This window comes from Micromonospora sp. LA-10, assembly GCF_051853095.1.
Lineage (GTDB): Bacteria > Actinomycetota > Actinomycetes > Mycobacteriales > Micromonosporaceae > Micromonospora > Micromonospora echinospora_A.
Map to the genome: position 1 here is coordinate 6,559,307 of NZ_CP195710.1, position 20,599 is coordinate 6,579,905.

21 protein-coding genes are annotated in these 20,599 nt (G+C 74.5%); 17 read left to right on the forward strand and 4 right to left on the reverse strand.

Annotated features, from left to right (window positions below):
• Positions 1 to 240 precede the first annotated feature (240 nt).
• The 3 genes from ACSDG8_RS30365 to ACSDG8_RS30375 all read right to left on the reverse strand — a co-directional run bounded on the left by ACSDG8_RS30365 (position 241) and on the right by ACSDG8_RS30375 (position 2,846).
• Entirely contained in the window at positions 241 to 1,365 is a 1,125-nt protein-coding gene (locus ACSDG8_RS30365; protein WP_439427486.1) for a helix-hairpin-helix domain-containing protein, read from the reverse strand.
• Between the two features lie 269 nt (positions 1,366 to 1,634).
• Positions 1,635 to 1,982: a TcmI family type II polyketide cyclase gene (locus ACSDG8_RS30370; RefSeq protein ID WP_210894806.1), complete on the reverse strand. Its 348-nt coding sequence runs from the start codon at positions 1,980 to 1,982 to the stop codon at positions 1,635 to 1,637.
• A 63-nt stretch (positions 1,983 to 2,045) separates the two neighbouring features.
• A complete protein-coding gene (locus tag ACSDG8_RS30375; protein WP_210894805.1) occupies positions 2,046 to 2,846 on the reverse strand; it encodes an AfsR/SARP family transcriptional regulator in 801 nt (266 codons plus the stop codon).
• A 429-nt stretch (positions 2,847 to 3,275) separates the two neighbouring features.
• Between ACSDG8_RS30375 and ACSDG8_RS30380 the strand changes: the two genes are divergently transcribed.
• The 8 genes from ACSDG8_RS30380 to ACSDG8_RS30415 all read left to right on the forward strand — a co-directional run bounded on the left by ACSDG8_RS30380 (position 3,276) and on the right by ACSDG8_RS30415 (position 11,123).
• Positions 3,276 to 3,629, forward strand: a complete 354-nt coding sequence (locus ACSDG8_RS30380; protein WP_210894804.1) for a TcmI family type II polyketide cyclase — start codon at positions 3,276 to 3,278, stop codon at positions 3,627 to 3,629.
• Positions 3,626 to 5,350: an acetyl-CoA carboxylase carboxyltransferase subunit alpha gene (locus ACSDG8_RS30385; RefSeq protein WP_210942961.1), complete on the forward strand. Its 1,725-nt coding sequence runs from the start codon at positions 3,626 to 3,628 to the stop codon at positions 5,348 to 5,350. Before ACSDG8_RS30380 ends, ACSDG8_RS30385 begins: the two co-directional genes overlap by 4 nt.
• Positions 5,350 to 5,826 (forward strand): acetyl-CoA carboxylase biotin carboxyl carrier protein, encoded by a 477-nt coding sequence (gene accB, locus ACSDG8_RS30390; protein ID WP_439427487.1) that lies wholly within the window; start codon positions 5,350 to 5,352, stop codon positions 5,824 to 5,826. The genes ACSDG8_RS30385 and accB overlap by 1 nt, the downstream gene beginning before the upstream one ends.
• The gene (locus ACSDG8_RS30395; RefSeq protein WP_210894801.1) at positions 5,826 to 7,382 is read left to right on the forward strand and encodes an acetyl-CoA carboxylase biotin carboxylase subunit; all 1,557 of its coding nucleotides are present in this window, start codon (positions 5,826 to 5,828) and stop codon (positions 7,380 to 7,382) included. Before accB ends, ACSDG8_RS30395 begins: the two co-directional genes overlap by 1 nt.
• A complete protein-coding gene (locus ACSDG8_RS30400) occupies positions 7,379 to 8,086 on the forward strand; it encodes an SRPBCC family protein (protein ID WP_210894800.1) in 708 nt (235 codons plus the stop codon). Before ACSDG8_RS30395 ends, ACSDG8_RS30400 begins: the two co-directional genes overlap by 4 nt.
• Positions 8,083 to 8,493, forward strand: coding sequence for a cupin domain-containing protein (locus tag ACSDG8_RS30405; RefSeq protein ID WP_091042829.1), 411 nt, complete (start codon positions 8,083 to 8,085; stop codon positions 8,491 to 8,493). The genes ACSDG8_RS30400 and ACSDG8_RS30405 overlap by 4 nt, the downstream gene beginning before the upstream one ends.
• Positions 8,490 to 9,761, forward strand: coding sequence for a beta-ketoacyl-[acyl-carrier-protein] synthase family protein (locus tag ACSDG8_RS30410; protein WP_210894799.1), 1,272 nt, complete (start codon positions 8,490 to 8,492; stop codon positions 9,759 to 9,761). The genes ACSDG8_RS30405 and ACSDG8_RS30410 overlap by 4 nt, the downstream gene beginning before the upstream one ends.
• A gap of 114 nt (positions 9,762 to 9,875) precedes the next feature.
• Entirely contained in the window at positions 9,876 to 11,123 is a 1,248-nt protein-coding gene (locus ACSDG8_RS30415) for a beta-ketoacyl synthase N-terminal-like domain-containing protein (RefSeq protein WP_210894798.1), read from the forward strand.
• A gap of 3 nt (positions 11,124 to 11,126) precedes the next feature.
• Here the strand turns inward: ACSDG8_RS30415 and ACSDG8_RS30420 are convergent, their stop codons facing one another.
• Positions 11,127 to 11,564, reverse strand: coding sequence for a GNAT family N-acetyltransferase (locus tag ACSDG8_RS30420; RefSeq protein WP_210894797.1), 438 nt, complete (start codon positions 11,562 to 11,564; stop codon positions 11,127 to 11,129).
• Positions 11,565 to 11,852: 288 nt separating this feature from the next.
• Here ACSDG8_RS30420 and ACSDG8_RS30425 point away from each other — a divergent pair, with 288 nt between their 5' ends.
• The 9 genes from ACSDG8_RS30425 to ACSDG8_RS30465 all read left to right on the forward strand — a co-directional run bounded on the left by ACSDG8_RS30425 (position 11,853) and on the right by ACSDG8_RS30465 (position 20,598).
• On the forward strand, positions 11,853 to 13,208 hold the full coding sequence (locus tag ACSDG8_RS30425) for a class I adenylate-forming enzyme family protein (protein WP_374223543.1): 1,356 nt from the start codon (positions 11,853 to 11,855) through the stop codon (positions 13,206 to 13,208).
• 207 nt (positions 13,209 to 13,415) lie between these two features.
• Entirely contained in the window at positions 13,416 to 13,679 is a 264-nt protein-coding gene (locus ACSDG8_RS30430; protein ID WP_210894795.1) for an acyl carrier protein, read from the forward strand.
• A complete protein-coding gene (locus ACSDG8_RS30435) occupies positions 13,679 to 13,924 on the forward strand; it encodes an acyl carrier protein (RefSeq protein WP_128139144.1) in 246 nt (81 codons plus the stop codon). Before ACSDG8_RS30430 ends, ACSDG8_RS30435 begins: the two co-directional genes overlap by 1 nt.
• Positions 13,917 to 15,047 (forward strand): beta-ketoacyl-[acyl-carrier-protein] synthase family protein, encoded by a 1,131-nt coding sequence (locus ACSDG8_RS30440; RefSeq protein ID WP_210894794.1) that lies wholly within the window; start codon positions 13,917 to 13,919, stop codon positions 15,045 to 15,047. The genes ACSDG8_RS30435 and ACSDG8_RS30440 overlap by 8 nt, the downstream gene beginning before the upstream one ends.
• Positions 15,048 to 15,160: 113 nt before the next feature.
• A complete protein-coding gene (locus ACSDG8_RS30445; RefSeq protein WP_210942959.1) occupies positions 15,161 to 15,646 on the forward strand; it encodes a beta-ketoacyl synthase chain length factor in 486 nt (161 codons plus the stop codon).
• Positions 15,643 to 17,262 (forward strand): class I adenylate-forming enzyme family protein, encoded by a 1,620-nt coding sequence (locus tag ACSDG8_RS30450; protein ID WP_210942958.1) that lies wholly within the window; start codon positions 15,643 to 15,645, stop codon positions 17,260 to 17,262. The genes ACSDG8_RS30445 and ACSDG8_RS30450 overlap by 4 nt, the downstream gene beginning before the upstream one ends.
• Positions 17,259 to 18,521: a beta-ketoacyl-[acyl-carrier-protein] synthase family protein gene (locus ACSDG8_RS30455; RefSeq protein ID WP_210942957.1), complete on the forward strand. Its 1,263-nt coding sequence runs from the start codon at positions 17,259 to 17,261 to the stop codon at positions 18,519 to 18,521. The genes ACSDG8_RS30450 and ACSDG8_RS30455 overlap by 4 nt, the downstream gene beginning before the upstream one ends.
• 59 nt (positions 18,522 to 18,580) lie before the next feature.
• Positions 18,581 to 19,678, forward strand: coding sequence for a 4-hydroxyphenylpyruvate dioxygenase (gene hppD / locus ACSDG8_RS30460; RefSeq protein ID WP_210894790.1), 1,098 nt, complete (start codon positions 18,581 to 18,583; stop codon positions 19,676 to 19,678).
• A complete protein-coding gene (locus ACSDG8_RS30465) occupies positions 19,675 to 20,598 on the forward strand; it encodes a phytanoyl-CoA dioxygenase family protein (protein WP_210942955.1) in 924 nt (307 codons plus the stop codon). The genes hppD and ACSDG8_RS30465 overlap by 4 nt, the downstream gene beginning before the upstream one ends.
• Position 20,599 lies beyond the last annotated feature (1 nt).

Genomic DNA, 20,599 nt, shown 5'->3' on the forward strand with positions numbered 1-20,599 from the left:
GATCGGGTGGTGATGTAGCCAGTTCGGGGTGCTGGTGGAGCGGCCGCCAGTTCGGGGAGGTGGTGGGGTCGGTCGGGCGGTGCGCCAGTTCGGGGAGGTGGCGGGGTCGGCGGGGTGCTGATGTCACCAGCTCGGCGACCTGGCGGACGGGGCCGCCAGGTCGCTGAGGTGGCGGGGTGGGGAAAGACGCCGGGCCGGTGGCGACCATCGTCACCACCGGCCCGGAATGCGGAGGAGTGCCTACTCGGCGCCGGCCGGGAGCACCCGGTCGGCGTCGGTGGGGGCACCCGCCAGCACCTTCGCCTGCTGCGGCCAGGTGGCCAGACCCGGCGCGGAGCGCAGGCCGGCCGCCTTCACGGTCTGCCGGAGCGCGGCCTCGTCCAGTTCGGCCAGCTGCCGGTAGGTGCGGATGCCGGCGTCCTGCAAGGCGGAGGCCAGCTTCGGCCCGATGCCCTGGATCCGCCGGAAGTCGTCCGGCGCGTCGGTGTTCGCTGCGGCGGGGACGTCGTTCTCGACCGAGGTACGCGGGACGGGCACGGCGACCGGCTCGATGGCCTCTACCGGCGTGGCCTCGGTGGCCGGCGCGTCGATGGTTGCCTCGACCGCTGGCCCCTTCTCCGCGACCGGCTCGTACTCGTCGGCGGTGGCCGAATCCGTCACCTGCTCGGCGTCGACGGTGGTCGGAGCCGTCACCGGGTCGGCGTCGGCCACGGGCGCGGCAACTGGTTCGGTGGACACCGGATCGGTCTCGGACGTGGCCGACACCGGCTCGAACACGGCGGGCTCGGAAGCGACCGGCTCAGAGGCGACAGGCTCCGAAGTGACGGGCTCGGAGGCCACGGGCTCGGAGGCCACGGGCTCGGAGGCCACGGGCTCGGAGGCCACGGGCTCCGACACGACCGGCTCAGAGGCGACCGGCTCGGAGACGACGGGCTCGGACACGACCGGCTCGGAGACGACGGGCTCGGACACGACCGGCTCGGAGGCGACGGGCTCGGACACGATCGGGTCGGAGGCGACGGGCTCAGAGACGACGGGCTCCGACACTGCGGGCTCGGACACGACCGGGTCGGAGGCGGCGGGGGAGGACGCGGCCGGCTCGTCGGCGGAACGGGCGGTGGCGACGGCCGGCTCGGCGGTCGCGGACTCGGCGGGCGCGGGCTCGGACACGGTGGCGGCCGCCGAGGGCTCGTCGACGACCGCGACCGGACGCGGCTCGTCGACGGTGGCGGTCACCGCGGGGGCGCTCTCCACCGTGGGCGTCGCCGGGGCGCCGGACCGGCGGCCGCTGACCACCCAGCCGACGACCAGTCCGATGAGCAGGGCCAGAATCACGAACAGCCACTGCCCGAAGCTCGACGGCATGGCCAACCTCCTTCTATGTACGTGCACGACGGGGGCGAAAGACTCGGGGCAGCTTCGCACACGCGCGCCGCGGACGACAGGCAGGCCGGTGCCGGGCCGCGACGGCCGGGACGGGCGGTGCCCGCCGGTGGCCGGGGAGTGACCGAGTGTGCGCCGGGAGTGGGGCCACACCGCCACGTCGGGAGTTCACTCGTGGACGGCCGGGAGGCGCCCCGGAACCTGGGTGCCGTGCGTGGTTCCGGGGCGCCCCGTCCGTCGCCCGTGTCCGGTCAGTGGATCCGGTCGGGCGCAGGGGTGCCGGCGGCGGTCCAGCTGTAGAAGCAGCCGGCCACCGCGTCCCGGGGCGAGTCCCAGGTCGGCAGGTACGGCGAGGTGTGCGCGGACAGCCGCTTGTTCATCTGCTCGTAGAGCGGGTGGTCGCGCAGTTCCGCGGTCAGGTCGGGCGCCACGTCGACGGTCTCCATCAGATGGACGCACAGGTCGTGCAGGTAGTACAGGGACCGGTGCCGGACGCCGGTGAGGTAGGGCAGTTCCGTCGCGTCGGACTCGGCGAAGATCTGCGCCACCCGTCCCTGTGCGCCCGGCACGATCCGGCTGACCACCAACAGTCGACTCATCGTGACCCCCTCTGCCCGCCCCGGTGCTGGCCTCACCGTGCCGGTCGCGCTGTCACCTCGCCGTCACCGCGTACCCCGGGGGATTGATGGCGGTGCCGCCTTGGCGGCCCGGTCCGTGCGGCGCGGCGGCGGCGGTTCCGGCCGGCTGGCCCGGCGGATCGGCGCGAGCGTGTCGTCCAGCAGCGCCGTCATGGCCGGGGAGGGTTCCAGGCGCAGTTCGCGCAGGAGCAGGTCGCGGTAGACGTAGAAGGAGTGGACGGCCTCGAACGCGTTGCCCTCGGCCAGGTGGATGCGGACCACCAGGCGGTGCGGGGTTTCCCGCAGCGGTTCGGCGGCCATCGCCTCCAGCGCCGCCTCCAGTGCCTCGCCGTGCCGGCCGGCGGTGAGGTGGTTGCCGGCGAGTTCCTCCAGCATGTGCAGGCGCAGCTGGCGCAGCCGCTCGCGTTCCAGCAGCACCCAGTCGTCGTACCAGCCGGGGAGCAGGTCGTGGCGTCCGGCGCCGGCCGCGCCGCGCGGGACGGCGCCTTCGCGTACCAGCGTGGCCGTCTCCACCAGGTCGTCCACGTCGAGGCGGACGGTGGGGCCGAGGCGGACCGTGTCGCCGTCGGTGCGCAGCGGGCAGCACGGGTCCTGCCGCAGGCGCCACAGCGCGGTACGCAGCGACGACAACGCGCGGTCCTCCGGGGTTTCGGGCCAGAGCAGCCCGGCGAGGTGGCTGCGGGTGGCGGCCGGGCGCAGGCCGATCAGGGCGATGACGCGTTGCAGACCCCGGGGTACGACCACCGGTGTGCCGTCGTGCAGCAACTGGAATCCGCCGAGCAGGTGCAGTGCCACCCGTGGGGCGGGTTCGCCCGCCGTCGGCATTCTCGATCCACCCGACACGGCGCACCCCCCAGCACCGGAACCCTCGTTCCGACCGTCGTCTCCGGCCCGTCGCCCGCGACGCCGGTGCCGGAACGCCTCCGCCACGGTCGGGAACCTCCACCGTGGCCCGGGCTGACCGAGACGGAGAATATCAATCCCTGTTACTCTCAGTCAACGATCGGTCGTTCACCCGACTGTCCGCAGCAGACCCCGTGATAAGCCTGTGATCTGCGAATAAGTGTCGCCGCCGGGATCCGGAAGGCGATCTTCCCATAGCTCACGCACAGCTTCCGTCAACGCAGCGTCACCATGTTTGTGGCGCGATGGGGCGCGGTTGACGCCCGGTAGACGGCCTCGGCGGCACCGTGTGGCAATCCGTGCGGCGCGACCGGTTCGCCGCGCACCGGGACGTACGCAGGGAGGCCGCGAATGGACCGTTCGCTCATCGTCGCCAAGGTGGTGCCCACGGCCGAGGATCGGGTGGCCGAGATCTTCGCCGAGTCCGACGCGACCGAGCTGCCGGGCCTGGTCGGTGTCCGGCACCGTTCGCTGTACCGGCTGCACGATCTCTACGTCCATCTGCTGGAGACGGAGACGCCCGCGCAGGGCGCGGTGGAGGACAACCGTGGGCATCCGGAGTTCATCCGGATCAGCGAGCGGCTGCGGCCGTTCATCTCGCCGTACCTGCCGACGTGGCGTTCACCCCGCGACGCGATGGCGCACTGCTTCTACCGGTACGACGCCCCGGCCCGTCTGCACGACGCCGCGGGGCGGCCACAGTGACGACCACCGCCCCGCGCGACGAGCAGCTCTGGTCCCGGTGCGACGGGTGCGCCTCGCTGCTCTACCGCAAGCGGCTGCGCCGCAACCTGGACGTGTGCCCGGAGTGCGGCTCGCACGCCCGGCTCGACGCGCCGGACCGGGTGGCGCAGCTCGCCGACCCGGACTCGTTCACGCCGCTGCCGGACCGGGCGGTACGCGTCGACCCGATCGAGTTCGTCGACGCGCTGCCGTACCCGCACCGGCTCGGCGCGGCCCGCGCTGGCACCGGCCTGGACGAGGCGGTGCTCTGCGGCACCGCCCGGGTGGGCGGGCACCCGGTGGCGCTGGCGGTGATGGACTTCCGCTTCCTCGGCGGCAGCCTGGGCTGCGCGGTCGGTGAGCTGATCACCCGTGCCGCCGAGCGCGCGCTGGCCGACGACGTCCCGCTGGTGCTGGTGACCGCGTCCGGCGGCGCGCGGATGCAGGAGGGCGCGCTGTCGCTGATGCAGATGGCCACCGTCAGCCAGGCCCTCGCGGGGATGCGCGAGGCGGGTCTGCTGACGGTCAGCGTGGTCACCGATCCCACGTACGGCGGGGTGGCCGCCTCCTTCGCGACCAACACCGACCTGGTGCTCGCCGAGAGCGGCGCCCGGCTGGGCTTCGCCGGCCCTCGGGTGATCCGCCAGGTCACCGGCGCGACGCTGCCGGAGGGCTTCCAGACCGCCGAGTACCTGCTGCGCCACGGCCAGGTGGACATGGTGGTGCCCCGGCACGCGCTGCGGGGCCGGCTCGCCGCGCTGCTCGCCGCCGCCGACTCCGGCCGCCGCGCGCCGGTGACCGCGCCCGCGCCGCGCCCGCCGGTCGTCGCGCCGATCGCGGGCGCGCCGCCGGACCGAGACCCGTGGGAGACGGTACGCACGGCGCGGCACCCGGGCCGGCCGACCACACTGGACTATCTGGAGACCGCGTTCGACGGGTTCGTGGAGCTGCACGGCGACCGGCTCGGCGCGGACTGCCCGGCCGTGGTCGGCGGCGTCGCCCGCCTCGACGGGCGGCCGGTGATGGTGATCGGCCACCAGAAGGGGCACACCACCGCCGAGCTGGTGACGCGCAACTTCGGCATGGCCAGCCCGGCCGGGCACCGCAAGGCGCTGCGGTTGATGCGTCTCGCGGCGCGGCTGCGGCTGCCGGTGGTGACGCTCGTGGACACGCCCGGCGCGGATCCGGGGGTGGCCGCCGAGCAGCAGGGCCAGGCGGCGGCGATCGCGGAGACCATCCTCGCGCTGACCGTGCTGCCCACGCCGGTGGTGGCGGTGGTCACCGGGGAGGGCGGCAGCGGGGGCGCGCTCGCGCTCGCGGTCGCCGACCGGGTGCTCATGCTGGAACACGCGGTCTACTCGGTGATCAGCCCGGAGGGCTGCGCCGCGATCCTCTGGCCGGACAGCTCGGCCGCCCCGCAGGCGGCCCGCGCGTTGCGGCTCACCGGCGCCGACCTGTGCCGCCTCGGCGTGGTCGACGATCTGGTGCCCGAGCCGCGTCCGGCCGCGCACGCCGACCCGGCCGGCGCGGCCGAGCTGCTGCGCCGCGCGGTCGCGGCGAACCTCGCCCCGCTGCTCACCGTCCCGCCGGCCACCCTGGTACGCCGTCGCCGGCAGCGCTTCCGCCGCTTCGGGGCGGCCCGTTCGGCCACTGCCGGTCCCGCCGCGGCGCCGCTCGCCGCCGAGCGGCCGGAGGTGGCGTGATGGCCGACGCGGAGGCCGAGCAGGTGCTCGACGGGCTGCGCCGGCAGGCCCGCAAGCTCGTCGCCGACCTGGCCGGGCCGGTACGCCGGGTGCGGCTGCGCAGCGGCGAGTCGGTGCTGGAGGTCGAGTGGCACGACCCGGCGCCCCCGGCGCAGCGCGCCGCTGAGACGCTCCCCGCGCGGGCCGCCGAACCCGCCGCGCGAGCCGCGCCGGCGACCGACCGGCCGGCCGTGCGCTCACCCGTTGTCGGCACGTTCTACCGGGCCCCCGAGCCCGGGGCGATGCCGTTCGTCGCGGTCGGCGACATGGTCCGGCCGGGCCAGGTGGTCGGGATCGTCGAGGCCATGAAGCTGATGAACGAGGTGACCGCCGGCCAGGCCGGACGGGTGGTCGAGGTGCTGGTCGAGGACGGCAAGCCCGTCGAGTACGACCAGCCGCTGATCGCCCTGGAACCGGTCACCGGACAGGACGGCTGATGTTCGACAAGGTGCTGATCGCCAACCGGGGCGAGATCGCGTTGCGGGTGCTGCGCGCCTGCCGGGAACTCGGCGTGCGCACTGTGGTGGTGCACTCCAGCGCCGACGCGGACTCGCTGCCGGTGCGGCTGGCCGACGAGGCGGTGCGGATCGGTCCGGCGGCCAGCCGGCGCAGCTACCTCAACGCGGCGGCGATCGTCGAGGCCGCCCGGCAGACCGGCGCGCAGGCGATCCACCCCGGCTACGGCTTCCTGTCCGAGGACGCGGACTTCGCCGAGATCTGCGCGGAGAACGGGCTGGTCTTCGTGGGCCCGCCGCCGCAGGTGATGGCTTCGCTGGCGGACAAGTCGACGGCGCGGGCGCTGATGAGCAGGGCCGGGCTGCCGCTGCCGCCGGGCAGCGTCCGGACGCTGGCGACGGTCGCCGACGCGCAGGAGGTGGCCGCCGAGGTGGGCTACCCGGTCATCGTCAAGGCGGCCGCCGGCGGTGGCGGGCGCGGCATGACGGTGGTGCGTTCGGCCGCCGAGCTGCCCCGCGCGTACGCCCGCACCCGCGCCGCCGCGCAGATCGCGTTCGGCGACGATCGGGTGTACGTCGAGCGGTACCTCGCCGACGCCCGCCACGTCGAGGTGCAGGTGCTCTGCGACGGCCACGGCAACGGCGTGCACCTGGGCACCCGGGACTGCTCGGTGCAGCGCCGGCACCAGAAGCTGATCGAGGAGGCGCCCGCCCCGGCGCTGCGGCGGGCCACCCTGGACACCGTCGCCGAGGTGGCGCTGCGCGGCGCGCTCTCGGTCGGCTTCGCCGGCGCCGGCACCGTGGAGTTCCTGGTGGACGAGGCGGAACGCTGTCACTTCCTGGAAATCAACTGCCGGATCCAGGTGGAACACCCGGTCACCGAGATGATCACCGGCGTGGACCTGGTGCAGGAACAGTTGCACATCGCCTACGGCACCCCGCTGCGTCTGAGGCAGTCCGACGTGCGGCTGGACGGCGTCGCGATCGAGTGCCGGGTCAACGTGGAGGACCCGGACCGCGACTTCGCGCCCGCGCCCGGCCGGCTGGACCGGTTCCGGCCGCCCGGCGGCCCGTTCACCCGCGTCGACACCCACGGGCACGCCGGCTACCTGGTCAGCCCGCACTACGACTCGCTGCTGGCGAAGGTGGCCGTCTGGGCGCCGGACCGGGACGCCGCGCTGGACCGGCTCGACCGCGCGCTGGCCGAGTTCGACGTGGCCGGCCCCGGTGTGCGTACCACCATTCCGTTCGCCCGGCGGGTGCTGCGCGACCCCGCGTTCCGCGCCGCCCGGCACACCACCGACATCGTGGACCGCCTGCTCGCCCCGCCCGCCGAGGACGCCGCACACGCCGGCGACACCTCGTCCGCCGCCGACACCCCGCCCGCCGGCGACACCGCCCGGCCCGCCGACGGCGCCGTCGAGGCGTCCGCGGCGCGCGCCGCCGTGCCCGACCCGCGCGGCGCGGCCGAGCCGGCCGGCCGTACCCCCGTCAGCGCCGTGCCCGCCGCCGGCCCGACCACCTGGAGGAACCGATGACAGTCGCCCCCGACCGCCCGCTCGCCCGCGAGATCACCGACATTCTGGTCACGCACTGCGGCCTGGACCCGGACGCCGCCGCCGGCACGCCCGCCGCGAGCCTGGAGGAACTGGGTATGGACTCGCTGGCGCTGCTCGAACTGTCGGCGGTGGTGGCCGACCGGTGGCGGGTGAAGATCCCCGAACAGGCCGGGCAGCTCAGCATCGCCGGCGTCGCCGACCTGGTCGCCCGCAAGGCCGCCCCGCCCGGGCACACCGAGAACGCCGTCGACATCGACGCGCCGCTGCCGCTGGTCTGGGAGATCACCAACGACGTCGCGCGCTGGCCCGACCTGTTCACCGAGTACGCGGTGGCGGAGATCCTGCACCGCGACGGCGACACGGTCCGCTTCCGGCTCACCATGCACCCCGACGAGAACGGCACGGCGTGGAGCTGGGTCAGCGAACGCACAGCCGACCCGGCCACCCGCGAGGTGCACGCCCGGCGCGTCGAGACCGGGCCGTTCGAGTACATGCGCATCCACTGGCGGTACGAGGAGATCCCCGGCGGCACCCGGATGACGTGGACGCAGGACTTCGCGATGAAGCCGAGCGCGCCCGTCGACAACGCCGGCATGACCGACCGGATCAACACCAACAGCGCGATCCAGCTCGCCGTGATCAAGGAAAAGATCGAGCGGGCGCACGCGGGAGGCACGCGATGACCGACACCACCACCGCCCGCGTCTCCGTCCACGACGTACCGGCCGACCGCCGCCGCGGCGGGGAGCTGCGGGTGCTGCTCGGCCCGAAGACCGTCGGCAGCACCTCCGGTTTCATGGGCGTCGCCACGCTCGCGCCGGGGGAACGGATCGCCGAGCACTACCACCCGTACAGCGAGGAGTTCCTCTACGTCGCCTGCGGCGCGATCACCGTCGACCTGGACGACGTGCCGGTGCCGGTGGCCGCCGGGGAGGCGCTCTACGTACCCAAGGACGTGCGGCACCGGCTGCGCAACACCGGCGACGAGCCCGCCGAGGTGGTGTTCCACCTCGGACCCCTCGCCCCCCGCCCGGAGCTCGGCCACGTCGACACCGAGAGCGCGGCGCCGCCGCCACGGGAGCCGTCGTGACCGGCCGGCGCACCGTGGTCACCGGCGTCGGCGTGGTCGCGCCCGGCGGCGCCACCCGGGACCGGTTCTGGAAGACGATCACCGAGGGACGCACCGCGACCCGGCGGATCAGCTTCTTCGACCCGTCGCCGTTCCGCTCGCAGATCGCCGCCGAGTGCGACTTCGACCCGGACGCCGCCGGGATCACGCTCGCCGAGCGGCAGCGCGCCGACCGGTACGTGCAGTTCGCGCTCGCCTGCTCCGCCGAGGCGCTCGCGGACAGCGGCCTGAGCCTCACCGACGCGCTGCGCGAACGCGCCGGGGTGGTGCTCGGCACCGCCGTCGGCGGGACCATGGCGCTGGAGCAGGAGTACGTGCGGGTCAGCGACTCCGGCCGGCACTGGCTGGTCGACCACGCGCTCGGCGGGCCGTACCTCTACCAGGCGCTGGTGCCCAGCAGCCTGGCCGCCGACGTGGCGTGCCGGCACGGACTGCACGGCCCGGCGCAGGTCATCTCCACCGGCTGCACCTCCGGCATCGACGCCATCGGGTACGCCCACCAGCTCGTCGCCGACGGCGAGGCCGACGTGGTGCTCGCCGGCGCCGCCGACTCGCCGATCTCCCCGGTCACCGTCGCCTCGTTCGACGCGATCGGCGCGACCAGCCCGGACAACGACGACCCGGAGCACGCCTCCCGGCCGTTCGACGCCGACCGGCACGGATTCGTCCTCGCCGAGGGCGCCGCCGTGCTGGTGCTGGAGGAGGCCGAGCACGCCCGCCGCCGGGGCGCGCACGTCTACTGCGAGGTCGCCGGGTACGCCAGCCGCAGCAACGGCTTCCACATGACCGGGCTGCGCCCGGACGGCGCGGAGATGGCGGTGGCCATCAGCGACGCGCTGCGCCAGGCCCGGCTCGCCCCGTCGGCCGTGTCGTACGTCAGCGCGCACGGCTCCGGCACCCGGCAGAACGACAGGCACGAGACGGCCGCGTTCAAACGGGCGCTGGGGGAGACCGCGTACCGGGTGCCGATCAGCTCGATCAAGTCGATGGTCGGCCACTCGCTCGGCGCCATCGGCTCGATCGAGATGGCCGCCTGCGCGCTCGCAATCGAGTACGGCGTGGTCCCGCCCACCGCCAACTGGACCACCCGCGATCCCGAGTGCGACCTGGACTACGTGCCGAACGAGGCCCGGGAGGTGCCGGTGGACGTGGCGTTGTCGGTGGGCAGCGGGTTCGGCGGCTTCCAGTCCGCGATGGTGTTCCGCCGGCTCGCGGTGACGCCGCTGTGAGCGCGAGGAGTGAGCCGGGTTTGCGAGCCCCGCAGTCGCGACCAAGGACGGCACTGTGAGCGCGAGGAGTGAGCCGGGTTTGCGAGCCCCGCAGTCGCGACCAAGGACGGCACCGTGACGGCGCGGGCGGTGGTCACCGGGATCGGCGTGGTCGCGCCCAGCGGCGTCGGCGCCGAGGCGCACTGGAACACCGTGGTCGCCGGCACCCGGCGCACCGGGCCGATCACCCTGTTCGACCCGCAGCGGTATCCGACCCGGGTGGCCGGGGAGGTCGCCGACTTCGACCCGGCCGGGTTCAGCGACACCCGGCAGCGGGTGCAGACCGACAGGTGGACCCACCTCGGCTTCGCCGCCACGAAGCTGGCGCTGGCCGACGCCGGGTTGCCCGAGGTGTCACCCGACCCGTACAAGTGGGCGGTCACGCTCGCCAGCTCCTCCGGCGGCAACCTGTTCGGGCAGCGGGAGCTGCAACGGCTCTGGGGCGGGCCGACCCGCACCGTCGGGGCGTACCAGTCGATCGCCTGGTTCTACGCCGCCAGCGTCGGGCAGTTGTCGATCCGCCACCAGTTCAAGGGGCCGTCCGGGGTGACCGTGTCGGAGTCGGCCGGCGGGCTGGACAGCCTGGCGCACGCGGTGCGCACCATCCGCCGGGGCACGCCGGTGGTCGTCGCCGGGGCCACCGAGTGCCCGCTGAGCCCGTACGCGCTGGCCTGCCAGCTGCGTTCCGGCCTGCTCAGCGACGTGGCCGACCCGGAGCGGGCGTACCGGCCGTTCGACGTCGCGGCCAGCGGATACGTGCCGGCCGAGGGCGGCGCGGTCTTCGTGGTCGAGGAACTGGGCCACGCGCTGGCCCGGGGCGCCCGCGTCTACGGCGAGATCACCGGCTGGGCCGCCACCCACGACGCCGCGCCCACCGACCCGGCCGCCGGCCCGGACCCGGCCCACTACGCCCGGGCGATGCGGCTGGCGCTGGAACGCGCCGGGGTACGCCCGCACGACGTGGACGTGATCTGGCCGGACGCGCTCGGGGTGCCCGCGTACGACCGGGCCGAGGCCGACGCGCTGCGTACCGTGTTCGGGGCCCGGACCCCGCCGGTGACCACCCAGAAGCCGCTGACCGGCCGCGCCCACCAGGGCGGGTCGGCGCTGGACGCGGCCACCGCGCTGCTGGCGTTCCGCCGCGGCATGCTGCCCGCCTCCGCCGGCCCGGACGAGCCGGCGCCCGGCTGCGAGCTGACGTTCCTGCGGCAGCCGCGCCCGCCGCGCAGCCGGATCGCGCTGGTCGGGGCGCGCGGCTTCGACGGGTTCAACAGCGCGCTGGTGCTGCGCGGCGCCGCGCCCCCACCGGCGGGCGACCGCTGACCGTCACGACGGCCGGGCCAGGTAGGCGGTCTTCGCGTCGCCGGAGAACCCGCAGGCCAGGTAGAAGGCGTGGGTCGCGGGCGAGCGCGACCCGGTCATGAGCATCGCCTTGTAGCAGCCGGCGTCCCAGGCGGCCCGCAGCGTGCCGGCCATGATCTGCCTGCCCAGGCCGGTGCCGCGCCGCGACTCGTCGACCACCACGTTCTCGATGACCGCGTAGGGCGACGCCGACCGGCTCAGGTTGGGGATCACGTTGAGGTACGTGGTGGCGACGACCGCGCCGTCCACCTCCAGCACGAACAGGTGCAGCCCCTCGGTGGCCAGGATCCGCGCGAAGGCCCGTTCGTCGGAGCCGTCGCCCAGGTGCGGGTCGTCCGGGTTGAGCTGCCGGTAGAGGCGGATGAGCTGCGGGAAGTCGTCGGGCCGGGCCGTACGGAACATGCCGGGAGCGTAGTCGCCCGCCGTCCGCGGGGGCGTGCGCACAGCATCCGACGGCCGGCGGGCTACCTTGCCGGCGTGCCCCGATCCTGCCTGTCCGATCGAGCCTGAGCAATCCACCCAGCCGCCGTTTTGGATCTAGCCATTTGCATCTGGCGATGCGGAGAAGGGGCGTCGTAGGGTTCCGTCCGTACCCCGAACGACGTACCCACTGGGCGGATCCGCCCAGTTCCTCAGTGGAAGTGGCTGGTCGTGACTGCACATCCCGTGGCGGAAGACCCTGCCTCGACGGTGGACTGGGTGGACGACATCCTCCTCACCGGACGCGACACCGACATCTGTCTCCGCCTGCCCGAGCCGGTCGACAAGGGCACGTTGCGCCGGCTCGTCGGCGAGGCGCAGAACCGGCTGACCGGGGCCGGGCTGCGCGCCGGAGGCGCCGCCGCGCTGCGCCTGCCGCCCTCGCTGGCGTACGTGGCGCACCTGCTCGCCACCTGGCGAACCGGAGCCCAGGCGGTGCTGCTCGACCACCGGCTCACCGACCACGAGGTCGACCAGGCCCTGCGCCGGCTCAGCCCGCAGGTGGTGGTCGCGCCGGTGCGCTCCGGCGGCGGCGCGCTGCGGATCTTCGTCGACGTCACCGCCGGGGTGAGCGCGTACTCCGACCGCCCGGCCGGCAGCCCGCACGCGGTGATCCAGCTCAGCTCCGGCTCCACCGGGCCGTCCAAGGTGATCGGCCGCACCGCCGCCGACCTGGTCGCCGAGGTGCACCGCTACACCCGCATCGACGGCGTCGCGCTGCCCGGCGAACGGATCATCCTGCTGCCCAGCATGGTGCACGTGCTCGGCCTGGTCGGCGGCCTGCTCTACGGGCTGCACGCGGGCGTCGAGCTGTGCCCGCCGGAGCGGCTCAGCGGCGACGCGATCCTCGCCGCCGTCGCCGCCCAGGACACCCCGGCCACGGTCCTCGGCGTCCCGTTCCACATCGGGCTGCTCGCCTCCACCACACCGTCCGGGCCGCTGCCTCAGCTCAAGCGCATGACCACCGGCGGTGAGCTGGTTCCCGCCGCCGTGGCGAACGCGTTCACCGACCGCTACGGCGTGCCGCTGGGCAACATGTACGGGATGACCGAGGTCGGTGTCATCGGCACCGACCTGTACGGGCGGCACCGCCCCGCCATCGCGCCGGCCCCCGGCATCCGCGTCCGCGAGCAGGACGGCGAGTTGTGGGTGAGCTGCCCGGACAACCCGTACGTGGGGCTGGCCGACCCGACCCGCTGGTCCGACGGCTGGCTGCACACCCGAGACGCCGGGGTGGTCGACCCGGACACCGGCCTGGTCACCATCAAGGGCCGGCTCGACTCGCAGGTGTCGGTGGGCGGCCTGAAGGTCGACCTGACCGAGGTGGAGGCCACAGTGGCCGGGCTGCCCGGCGTCACCGCCGCGGTGGTGGTCTGGGACGACGGCATCACCGCGTACGTCCAGACCGACGGCTCGCTGACCGAGGAGACGCTCGACAAGCTGATCGCCGAACGGTTGGCCGGCTTCAAACGCCCCCGCACGCTGCGTCTGCTCGACCAGATGCCCCGCACCACCACCGGAAAGCTGGTCCGGTCGGTCCCGGCCCTGCGGGACGCCGCCTCGTGACCGGCCCGTTGTCCGGACACCACCGGCCGCCCGCCGGGCGTCCGGCCCACCCCGATTCCCACCCCGGTCCGGCCGGGCAACGCGCCACCAGCGCGCCCGAGCCGGCACCGCGTCAGCGCCCGCTGACCGCCGGTGACCCCGGACCACACGCACGCGGTGTCCCGACCGGGCACCGTCAGCTGGTTCACGGAAATGAGGTCTGAATCCATGCGAGACGAGGTCCGCACCTTCGTCGTCGAGCAGCTCGCCGACATGAACTACGACGTGGACGAGCTCGACGACGACACCACGCTCGGCCCCTCCGGCGTCGACCTGGAGTCGCTGGCCCTGGCCGACCTCGCGGTCCGCGTCGAGGACCGGTACGGCCTGAAGTTCGCCGACGACGAGTCGGAGAAGATGGCGTTGATGACGGTCGGCGAGTTCACCACGATGGTCGCCGACCGGGTCGCCGCGAACAGCGACAAGTCCTGATGTCCGGTCAGCCCGACCTGGGGCGAGCTGACCTGGTGAGCATGCTCGCCGAACTGACCGCGAAGCCCGCCGACCAGGTGCCGGACCGGCTCGGCTCGATGGAGCTGGCCTGGCTCGTGCACATGGTCGAGCAACGCTACGACCGCCGGCTGGACCTGAGCGACGACCAGCTCGCCGGTATCCGCACCGTCGACGACGCGCTCGCGGTGTTCCGCGGCTCGCTGACCGCACCCGCAGATGGCTGAGCGGGAGACCGTACGGATCACCGGCACGTACGCGCTCAGCGCCCTCGGCAGGGGCGCGGACGCGCTGCTGGCCGGGGTGCTCACCGGCGCCCCGGCGTTCGCGCCGGTGCGCCGTTTCGACACCACCGGCCGCCGGGTCACGGTGGCGGCCACCCTGCCGGACGTCGGCACGCTCGCCGACGAGCTGGCCGACGCCGTCGACTCCGCCGCCCGGGCCGCCGGGCTGGACCGGGCCGGACGCGCGGAGTCGGCGCTGTTCCTGGCCACCCACGGCGGGCCGCACTCGCTGCCCGTACCCGAAGGGCGGGACGCGCCGACGGTGCCGGCGCTGGCCGGTCACCTGGCCGCGCGGTGCGGCCTGGGCGGGCGGACCCGGGTCTACACCACCGCGTGCGTGTCGGCGAGCAGCGCGGTCGCCGACGCCGCCGCGCTGATCCGCCGGGGTGACCTGGAACGGGTCGTGGTCGCGGCCGGTTACCTGGTCGAACCGGACCAGTACGCGCTCTTCGACGCCGGCCGGGCGCTCGCCGCCGACGGCGCGGTACGCCCGTTCAGCGCCGGCCGCAAGGGCCTGCTGCTGGGCGACGGGGTGGCCGCCGTGGTGCTGGAGTCGGCGGGCGCCGCCGCCCGGCGGGGAGCCGAGACGGTGGCGACGGTGGCCGGGTGGGGCCGGGCGGGGGACGCGTACCACGCGTGCCAGCCGCACCCGGACGGGCTCGGCCTGGCCCGGGCGGTGCAGGCGGCGCTGCGCCGGGGCGACCTGCCCCCGGCCGCGATCGGCTACGTCAACGCCAACGCCACCGGCACCCCGTTCAGCGACGCCTCCGAGGCGGCGGCGCTGACCCGGGTGTTCGGCGACGGCGTCGGGCGGCTGCCGGTCAGCTCCACGAAGTCGGTGCACGGGCACGCGCTGGAGGCGTCCGGACTGCTGGAACTGCTGGTCACCGTGCTGGCCCTGCGGCACGGCAAGCTGCCGGTCACCGCCGGCTGGCTCGGCCCCGACCCGCAGTGCCCGTTGGACGTCATCCGCGACGCCCCGCGCCCCGCGCGCACCGGGCACGCCCTGACCCTCAACGCCGCCTTCGGCGGCGCCAACACGGCCCTCCTGGTGAGCACCTCATGACCGCCCCCACCCCCCACCCCGACTCCCCGCGATCTTGCACTCCCGGCCCCGGCGAACCGGGCACAACGCCCGCCGAAGGGGCGCCAACTGCAAGATCGCGCAACGAGGCGGAGGTGCGGTGGCCCGCGGCGGGGGATGAGGGCGCGGGGGTGCCGGGGGTGCCGGGGTTTGTGCACTCGGCGTTCGCGCCGCTGGTGGTGGCGGTCGCCGAGCGGTGCCTCGCGCGGCGGTACGGCGCCGGGCCGCTGCCGCCGGGCAACGCGACGGCCGTGGTGCTGGTCAGCGCGGGCGGGGACACGGCCAGCGCGGCGCACGTCCGGGCCGCGGTGGCCGCCGGCGACCGGATCGGGCCGCTGTTCTTCTTCCAGTCGGTGCCGAACAGCGTGGCCGGGCACGTCGCGGCGCGCTGGGGACTGGACGGGCCGGTGGTGTGCCTGAGCCCGACCGGCGACGCGCGGGCCGAGGGGGAGGCCGAGGCAGACCTGCTGCTGCACGACGGCGACGCCGCACAGGCGTTGCTGATCCTGATCGAACTGGCACCGGACGGTACGCCGGGCGAGGCGACCGCGGTGCTGCTGGGGGAGGGAACACGTCAATGAGGACGAAGGGACTGCGCGGCGCGCTCGCGGCCGACGCGGAAATCGGTGCGGGCAACGTGCTCGCCCGGGTGCTGGCCCACGGCGCCGACCCGGACGGCCCGGGGCTCACATTCGACACCGCTGTGGACGGCCACCCGGCCGAGACCCCGCTGACGCTGGGCCGGCTCGACCGGATGGTCTCCGCCCGGGCGGCCTGGCTGCACGAACGCGGGGTCAAGCCCCGCGACCCGGTCGCGGTCTGGGCCGGCACCGCCGCCGACATGGTGCTGTCGTTCCTGGCGCTCACGCGCCTCGGCGCCATCCCGGCGCTGATGAACGGCAGGCTGCGCCCCGAGATCGCCGCCGAGTACATCCGCCGGCTGCGCGCCGCCGGGGTGCTCGCCGACGCCGCGCACGCCGAGGCGCTGGCCGGGCACGACCTGGGCGCGCCGATGCTCGGCGAACCCGCGCAGGCCGGGACCGGCGACCCGGACGCCGCGCCGGCGCACTACCGGCACCACCAGGACGACCCGATCGTCATCACCCACACCTCCGGCACCACCGGAGTGCCGAAGGCGGTGCTGCACTCGCACGCCAGCCTGTTCGCCGCCACCCGCCACCTGCTGTCCATGCCGCAGGCGCAGGGCACCACCCGCATCCTCAACGCGCTGCCCGCCCCGCACACCGCCACAGTGCTCATGGTCAACCAGGCGCTGGGCAACCGGGCGGAGATGTTCCTGCTCTCCGAGCAGGGCGGCGAGCGGGTGCTCGACGCGATCCAGCGGTGGCGCCCCGACGGCGTGTTCGGCTTCTCGGTCACCTGGGCCGAACTGGCCCGCTTCGACCTGTCCGGCTACGACCTGGACTCGGTGCGGCTGTGGTTCAACACCGGCGACTGCTCGCACGAGCCGCACGTCCGGCGGCTGGTCGCTGTGGGCTCCCGGGACGTGGTGACCCGCGGCGGCGTGACCCGGGTACCCGGCTCGGTGTTCATCGACGGCCTGGGCTCCAGCGAGATGGGCCACTCGATGTTCCACATCACCCACACCACCGACACCGACAGGTACGGCCGCTGCGTCGGCCGCCCGTATCGGTTCACCAAGGTCGCCGTGCTCGACACCGACGGCAACGAACTGCCGCCCGGGCAGGTCGGCTGGCTCGGCATCGACTCGCCGTCGCTGTTCCGCGGCTACTGGAACGACTCGGTCACCACGTACCGGTTCCGGCTGCGCGGCTGGTACCTCACCGGCGACCTGGTGTACGCCGACGACGACGGCCGCTACTACCACCTGGACCGGGCGGTCGACTCGGTCGAGGCGGGCGACGGGAAGTGGTTCTTCACCGCGCTGTCCGAGGAACGCATCCTCGCCGCCTGCGCCGACGTGACCGACTGCACTGTGGTGATCGTCAAGGCGGACGACGGCACCGTCACCACCGACGTGCTGCTGGAACTGGCCGCCGGCGCCGACCCGGACGCGGACCGCACCGAGCAGGTCCGTACCGCGCTCGGCCCGGACGTGGCCGCCACGCTGCGCCGGATCGTCCCGGTACGCGCCGACGACATCCCGGTCACCGTCACCGGCAAGGTGCGCAAGGTGGCGCTGCGCGAGCGCTACCTCACCGAGGCGCCGTCGTGACCGCCGTCATCACCGGCATGGGCCTGTTCACCCCGGCCGGGCGCGGCGTCGCGGACACGTTCGACGCGCTGCTCACCGGCCGCTCCGGGCTGCGCCGCCCGCCCGAGGGACACCCGGCGGCGGGCAGCCTGGAGGTGGCCGGCGTGCTGCCGGACATCGACCCGCGCAGCGTCGCCTCCGGACCGGAGACGAAGGTGCTCGACCGGGTGGTGCTGCTCGCCCTGATCACCGCCGCCGAGGCGCTCGCCGACGCCGGCATCGAGGTGGGCCGCGACGTCGACCCGGAACGCATCGCGGTGATCGTCGGCGGCGTCGGCGGAATGTCCACCCTGGAGAGCCAGGTGCTGGCGCGGGCCGCCCGGGGCCGGGCGGCGGTCAGCCCGTACCTGCTCACCGGCATCCTGCCGAACATGCCCTCGGCGCGGATCGCCATCGCGCACGGCATCCGCGGCTACAGCTCATCCGTCGGCACGGCCTGCGCCTCCGGCGCCCAGGCCGTCGCCGACGGGGTACGCCTCATCCGCTCCGGCGAGGCCGACGTGGTGGTGTGCGGGGCGAGCGAGGCGCCGCTGTTCGGCACGTTCGCCGACACGTTCGGCAACGCCCGGGCGCTGGCCCGCGGCTGGGACGAGCCCACCGAGGCGAGCCGCCCGTTCGACAAGCGGCGCAACGGGTTCGTGCTGGCCGAGGGCGCGGCGCTGCTGGTGCTGGAGCGCGCCGGGCACGCCGACGGACGGGGTGTGCGCGGCTACGCCGAGGTCGCCGGTTTCGGGGCGAACACCGACGCGTACCACCCGACCGCGCCGCGCCCGGACGGCGCGGGAGCGGCCGCGTGCATGCGCCGGGCGCTCGCCGCCGGCGGGGTCGAGCCGGCCGACGTCGGGTACGTCAACGCGCACGGCACCGGCACCAAGCTCGGTGACGTCGCCGAGACCACCGCGCTGGCCGAGGTGTTCGGCCTCGGCGGCGTGCCGGTCAGCTCCACCAAGGCGCTCACCGGGCACCTGCTCGGCGCGTCAGGGGTGCTGGAGGCCGCGGCCACCGCGCTGGCGCTCGACAGCGGCCTGCTGCCGCCCACCTACCACCTGGACGACCCGGACCCGGAGTGCGAGGCGGACCACGTCCGCGCCGTGCCCCGGCCCACCCGGGCCGACCACGCGCTGACGAACTCGTTCGGGTTCGGCGGCCAGAACGTCAGCCTGCTCCTGCGCCGGCTCTCCGGGCCGGCCCGCCGGGGCGCCACCCCGGCTGCGGACTGACCGGACTCCAATCCCGGGCGTCGTCCGGGTCGTGACCACGGGGGGAACAGGGGAAGCCCATGACCATCAACGGGATAGATCATCTCGAACTGTACGTGGGAGACGCCCGGCAGGCGGCCTTCTACTTCGACAACGCCGTCGGTTTCCGGCTGCGCGGGCAGGGCGGGCCGGAGACCGGGCTGGACGGGCAGCGCTCGCTGCTGCTGGCCCAGGCGGGCATCCGGCTGCTGCTGACCACCGGACTGTCCGCCGAGCACCCGGCGGCCACGTACGTGCACCGGCACGGCGACGGCATCGCGGTGGTGGCGCTCGCCGTCGACGACGCCGCCGGGGCGTACGCGGAGCTGGTGGAACGCGGCGCGAGCGCGGTGAGCCCGCCGCGCACCTTCACCGGCGCGGACGCCGAGGTGGTGGTCGCCGAGGTGGGCGGCTTCGGCGACGTGGTGCACCGCCTCGTCGAGCGGCGCGGCGACCCGGAGGTGTTCCTGCCCGGGGCGATCGAGCCGGTGGGCGCGCCGGACGGGGACTCGCTGCTGGCCGAGGTGGACCACCTGGCCATCTGCGTGCCGCCCGGGCAGCTCGACGAGACCGTGGCGCACTACGAGAAGGTGTTCGGCTTCGCCGACATCTTCACCGAGCACATCGAGGTCGCCGGGCAGGCGATGAACTCCAAGGTGGTGCAGAGCCCGTCCGGGACTGTCACGTTCGTCCTGCTGGAGCCGGACACCGGCGCCCGGCCGGGGCAGATCGAGGACTTCCTGCGCTGGCACGCCGGCGCCGGGGTGCAGCACCTGGGGCTGCGCACCGACGACATCGTCACCGCCGTGGGCGCGCTCGCCGGCCGGGGCGTGCGGTTCGCCAGCACCCCCGGCGCTTACTACGACGGCCTGGAGCAGCGGGTCGGCCGGCTGGACGCGCCGGTGGACCGGCTGCGCGAGCTGAGCATCCTGGTCGACTCCGACCACGACGGGCAGCTGTTGCAGATCTTCACCGAGTCGATGCACGTGCGCCGCACCCTCTTCCTCGAACTCATCGAGCGGCGTGGGGCGCGCACCTTCGGCAGCGGCAACATCAAGGCGCTCTACGAGGCCAAGGAACGCGAGCTGGCCGCGGCGGGGGCGACCCCCGGCGTCGCGGCCGGAGGGGTAGGGGCATGACCACCATCGATCCCGGGCTGACCGCCGAGGAGGAGGCGCTGCTTCCCTCCGACGAGGACGTCCGGCACTACGCCGAGCACGGCTGGTACCTGTCGAAGAAGCTGCTCACCGACGACGAGGTGGACGAGCTGGTCGCCGCCACCGACAGCTACTACGCCGGGGAACGCGACCGGCGCCTGCCGGTCCGGCCGCCGAAGCTGGCCTACTGGGAGCCGTCCAGGGGCGACGTGCAGCGGCACAACGACTACGTGCACCACGAGCACGACGGCATCGCGCGCATCCTGCGCAAGCCGCTGATCGGCGCGGTCGCCGCCCGGCTGGCCCGGGCCGCCGAGATCCGCATCTTCCAGTCCACGCTGATCTGGAAGCCGCCGATCGCCGGCGAGCCGTCGAACATCGTGCCGTGGCACTTCGACAAGCACTACTGGGCGTCCTCGTCGTCGGAGAACATGCTCACCGCGTTCATCCCGTTCCACGACTGCGGCGAGGAGATGGGCACCATCACCATGGTCGACGGCTCCCACCGCTGGCGGGAGATCGGCGCCGACGACACGGTGGTGCGGCACTTCGCCGACCGGGACCGCGACCAGCTCGAGGCGATGCTCGCCGAGAACGCGGCGTACAACGGGGCGACGATCCGCAAGATCCCCATGGTGATCCCCAAGGGGCACATGAGTTTCCACCACTGCCGCACCTACCACGGCAGCGGTGCGAACGTCAGCGGGCGGCCCCGCCGGGCCATCTCGCTGCACCTGCAGGACGGCGACAACGCCTGGCGGGAGTACCCGCTCTCCGACGGCACGCTCGCCGCGTACAACCACGACGTGCTGGTCCGCCGCACCCACGAGGGCCGGCCGGACTACGCGGACCCCGATTACTGCCCGGTCATCTGGCGCGACCGCGCCCAGCAGGGAGGCTGAC

Coding starts and splice junctions, on each gene's coding strand:
- ACSDG8_RS30365 (WP_439427486.1), bottom strand. CDS start 1,365: ATGCCGTCGAGCTTCGGGCAGTGGCTGTTCGTGATTCTGGCCCTGCTC.
- ACSDG8_RS30370 (WP_210894806.1), bottom strand. CDS start 1,982: ATGAGTCGACTGTTGGTGGTCAGCCGGATCGTGCCGGGCGCACAGGGA.
- ACSDG8_RS30375 (WP_210894805.1), bottom strand. CDS start 2,846: ATGCCGACGGCGGGCGAACCCGCCCCACGGGTGGCACTGCACCTGCTC.
- ACSDG8_RS30380 (WP_210894804.1), top strand. CDS start 3,276: ATGGACCGTTCGCTCATCGTCGCCAAGGTGGTGCCCACGGCCGAGGAT.
- accB (WP_439427487.1), top strand. CDS start 5,350: ATGGCCGACGCGGAGGCCGAGCAGGTGCTCGACGGGCTGCGCCGGCAG.
- ACSDG8_RS30395 (WP_210894801.1), top strand. CDS start 5,826: ATGTTCGACAAGGTGCTGATCGCCAACCGGGGCGAGATCGCGTTGCGG.
- ACSDG8_RS30400 (WP_210894800.1), top strand. CDS start 7,379: ATGACAGTCGCCCCCGACCGCCCGCTCGCCCGCGAGATCACCGACATT.
- ACSDG8_RS30405 (WP_091042829.1), top strand. CDS start 8,083: ATGACCGACACCACCACCGCCCGCGTCTCCGTCCACGACGTACCGGCC.
- ACSDG8_RS30420 (WP_210894797.1), bottom strand. CDS start 11,564: ATGTTCCGTACGGCCCGGCCCGACGACTTCCCGCAGCTCATCCGCCTC.
- ACSDG8_RS30430 (WP_210894795.1), top strand. CDS start 13,416: ATGCGAGACGAGGTCCGCACCTTCGTCGTCGAGCAGCTCGCCGACATG.
- ACSDG8_RS30435 (WP_128139144.1), top strand. CDS start 13,679: ATGTCCGGTCAGCCCGACCTGGGGCGAGCTGACCTGGTGAGCATGCTC.
- ACSDG8_RS30440 (WP_210894794.1), top strand. CDS start 13,917: ATGGCTGAGCGGGAGACCGTACGGATCACCGGCACGTACGCGCTCAGC.
- ACSDG8_RS30450 (WP_210942958.1), top strand. CDS start 15,643: ATGAGGACGAAGGGACTGCGCGGCGCGCTCGCGGCCGACGCGGAAATC.
- hppD (WP_210894790.1), top strand. CDS start 18,581: ATGACCATCAACGGGATAGATCATCTCGAACTGTACGTGGGAGACGCC.
- ACSDG8_RS30465 (WP_210942955.1), top strand. CDS start 19,675: ATGACCACCATCGATCCCGGGCTGACCGCCGAGGAGGAGGCGCTGCTT.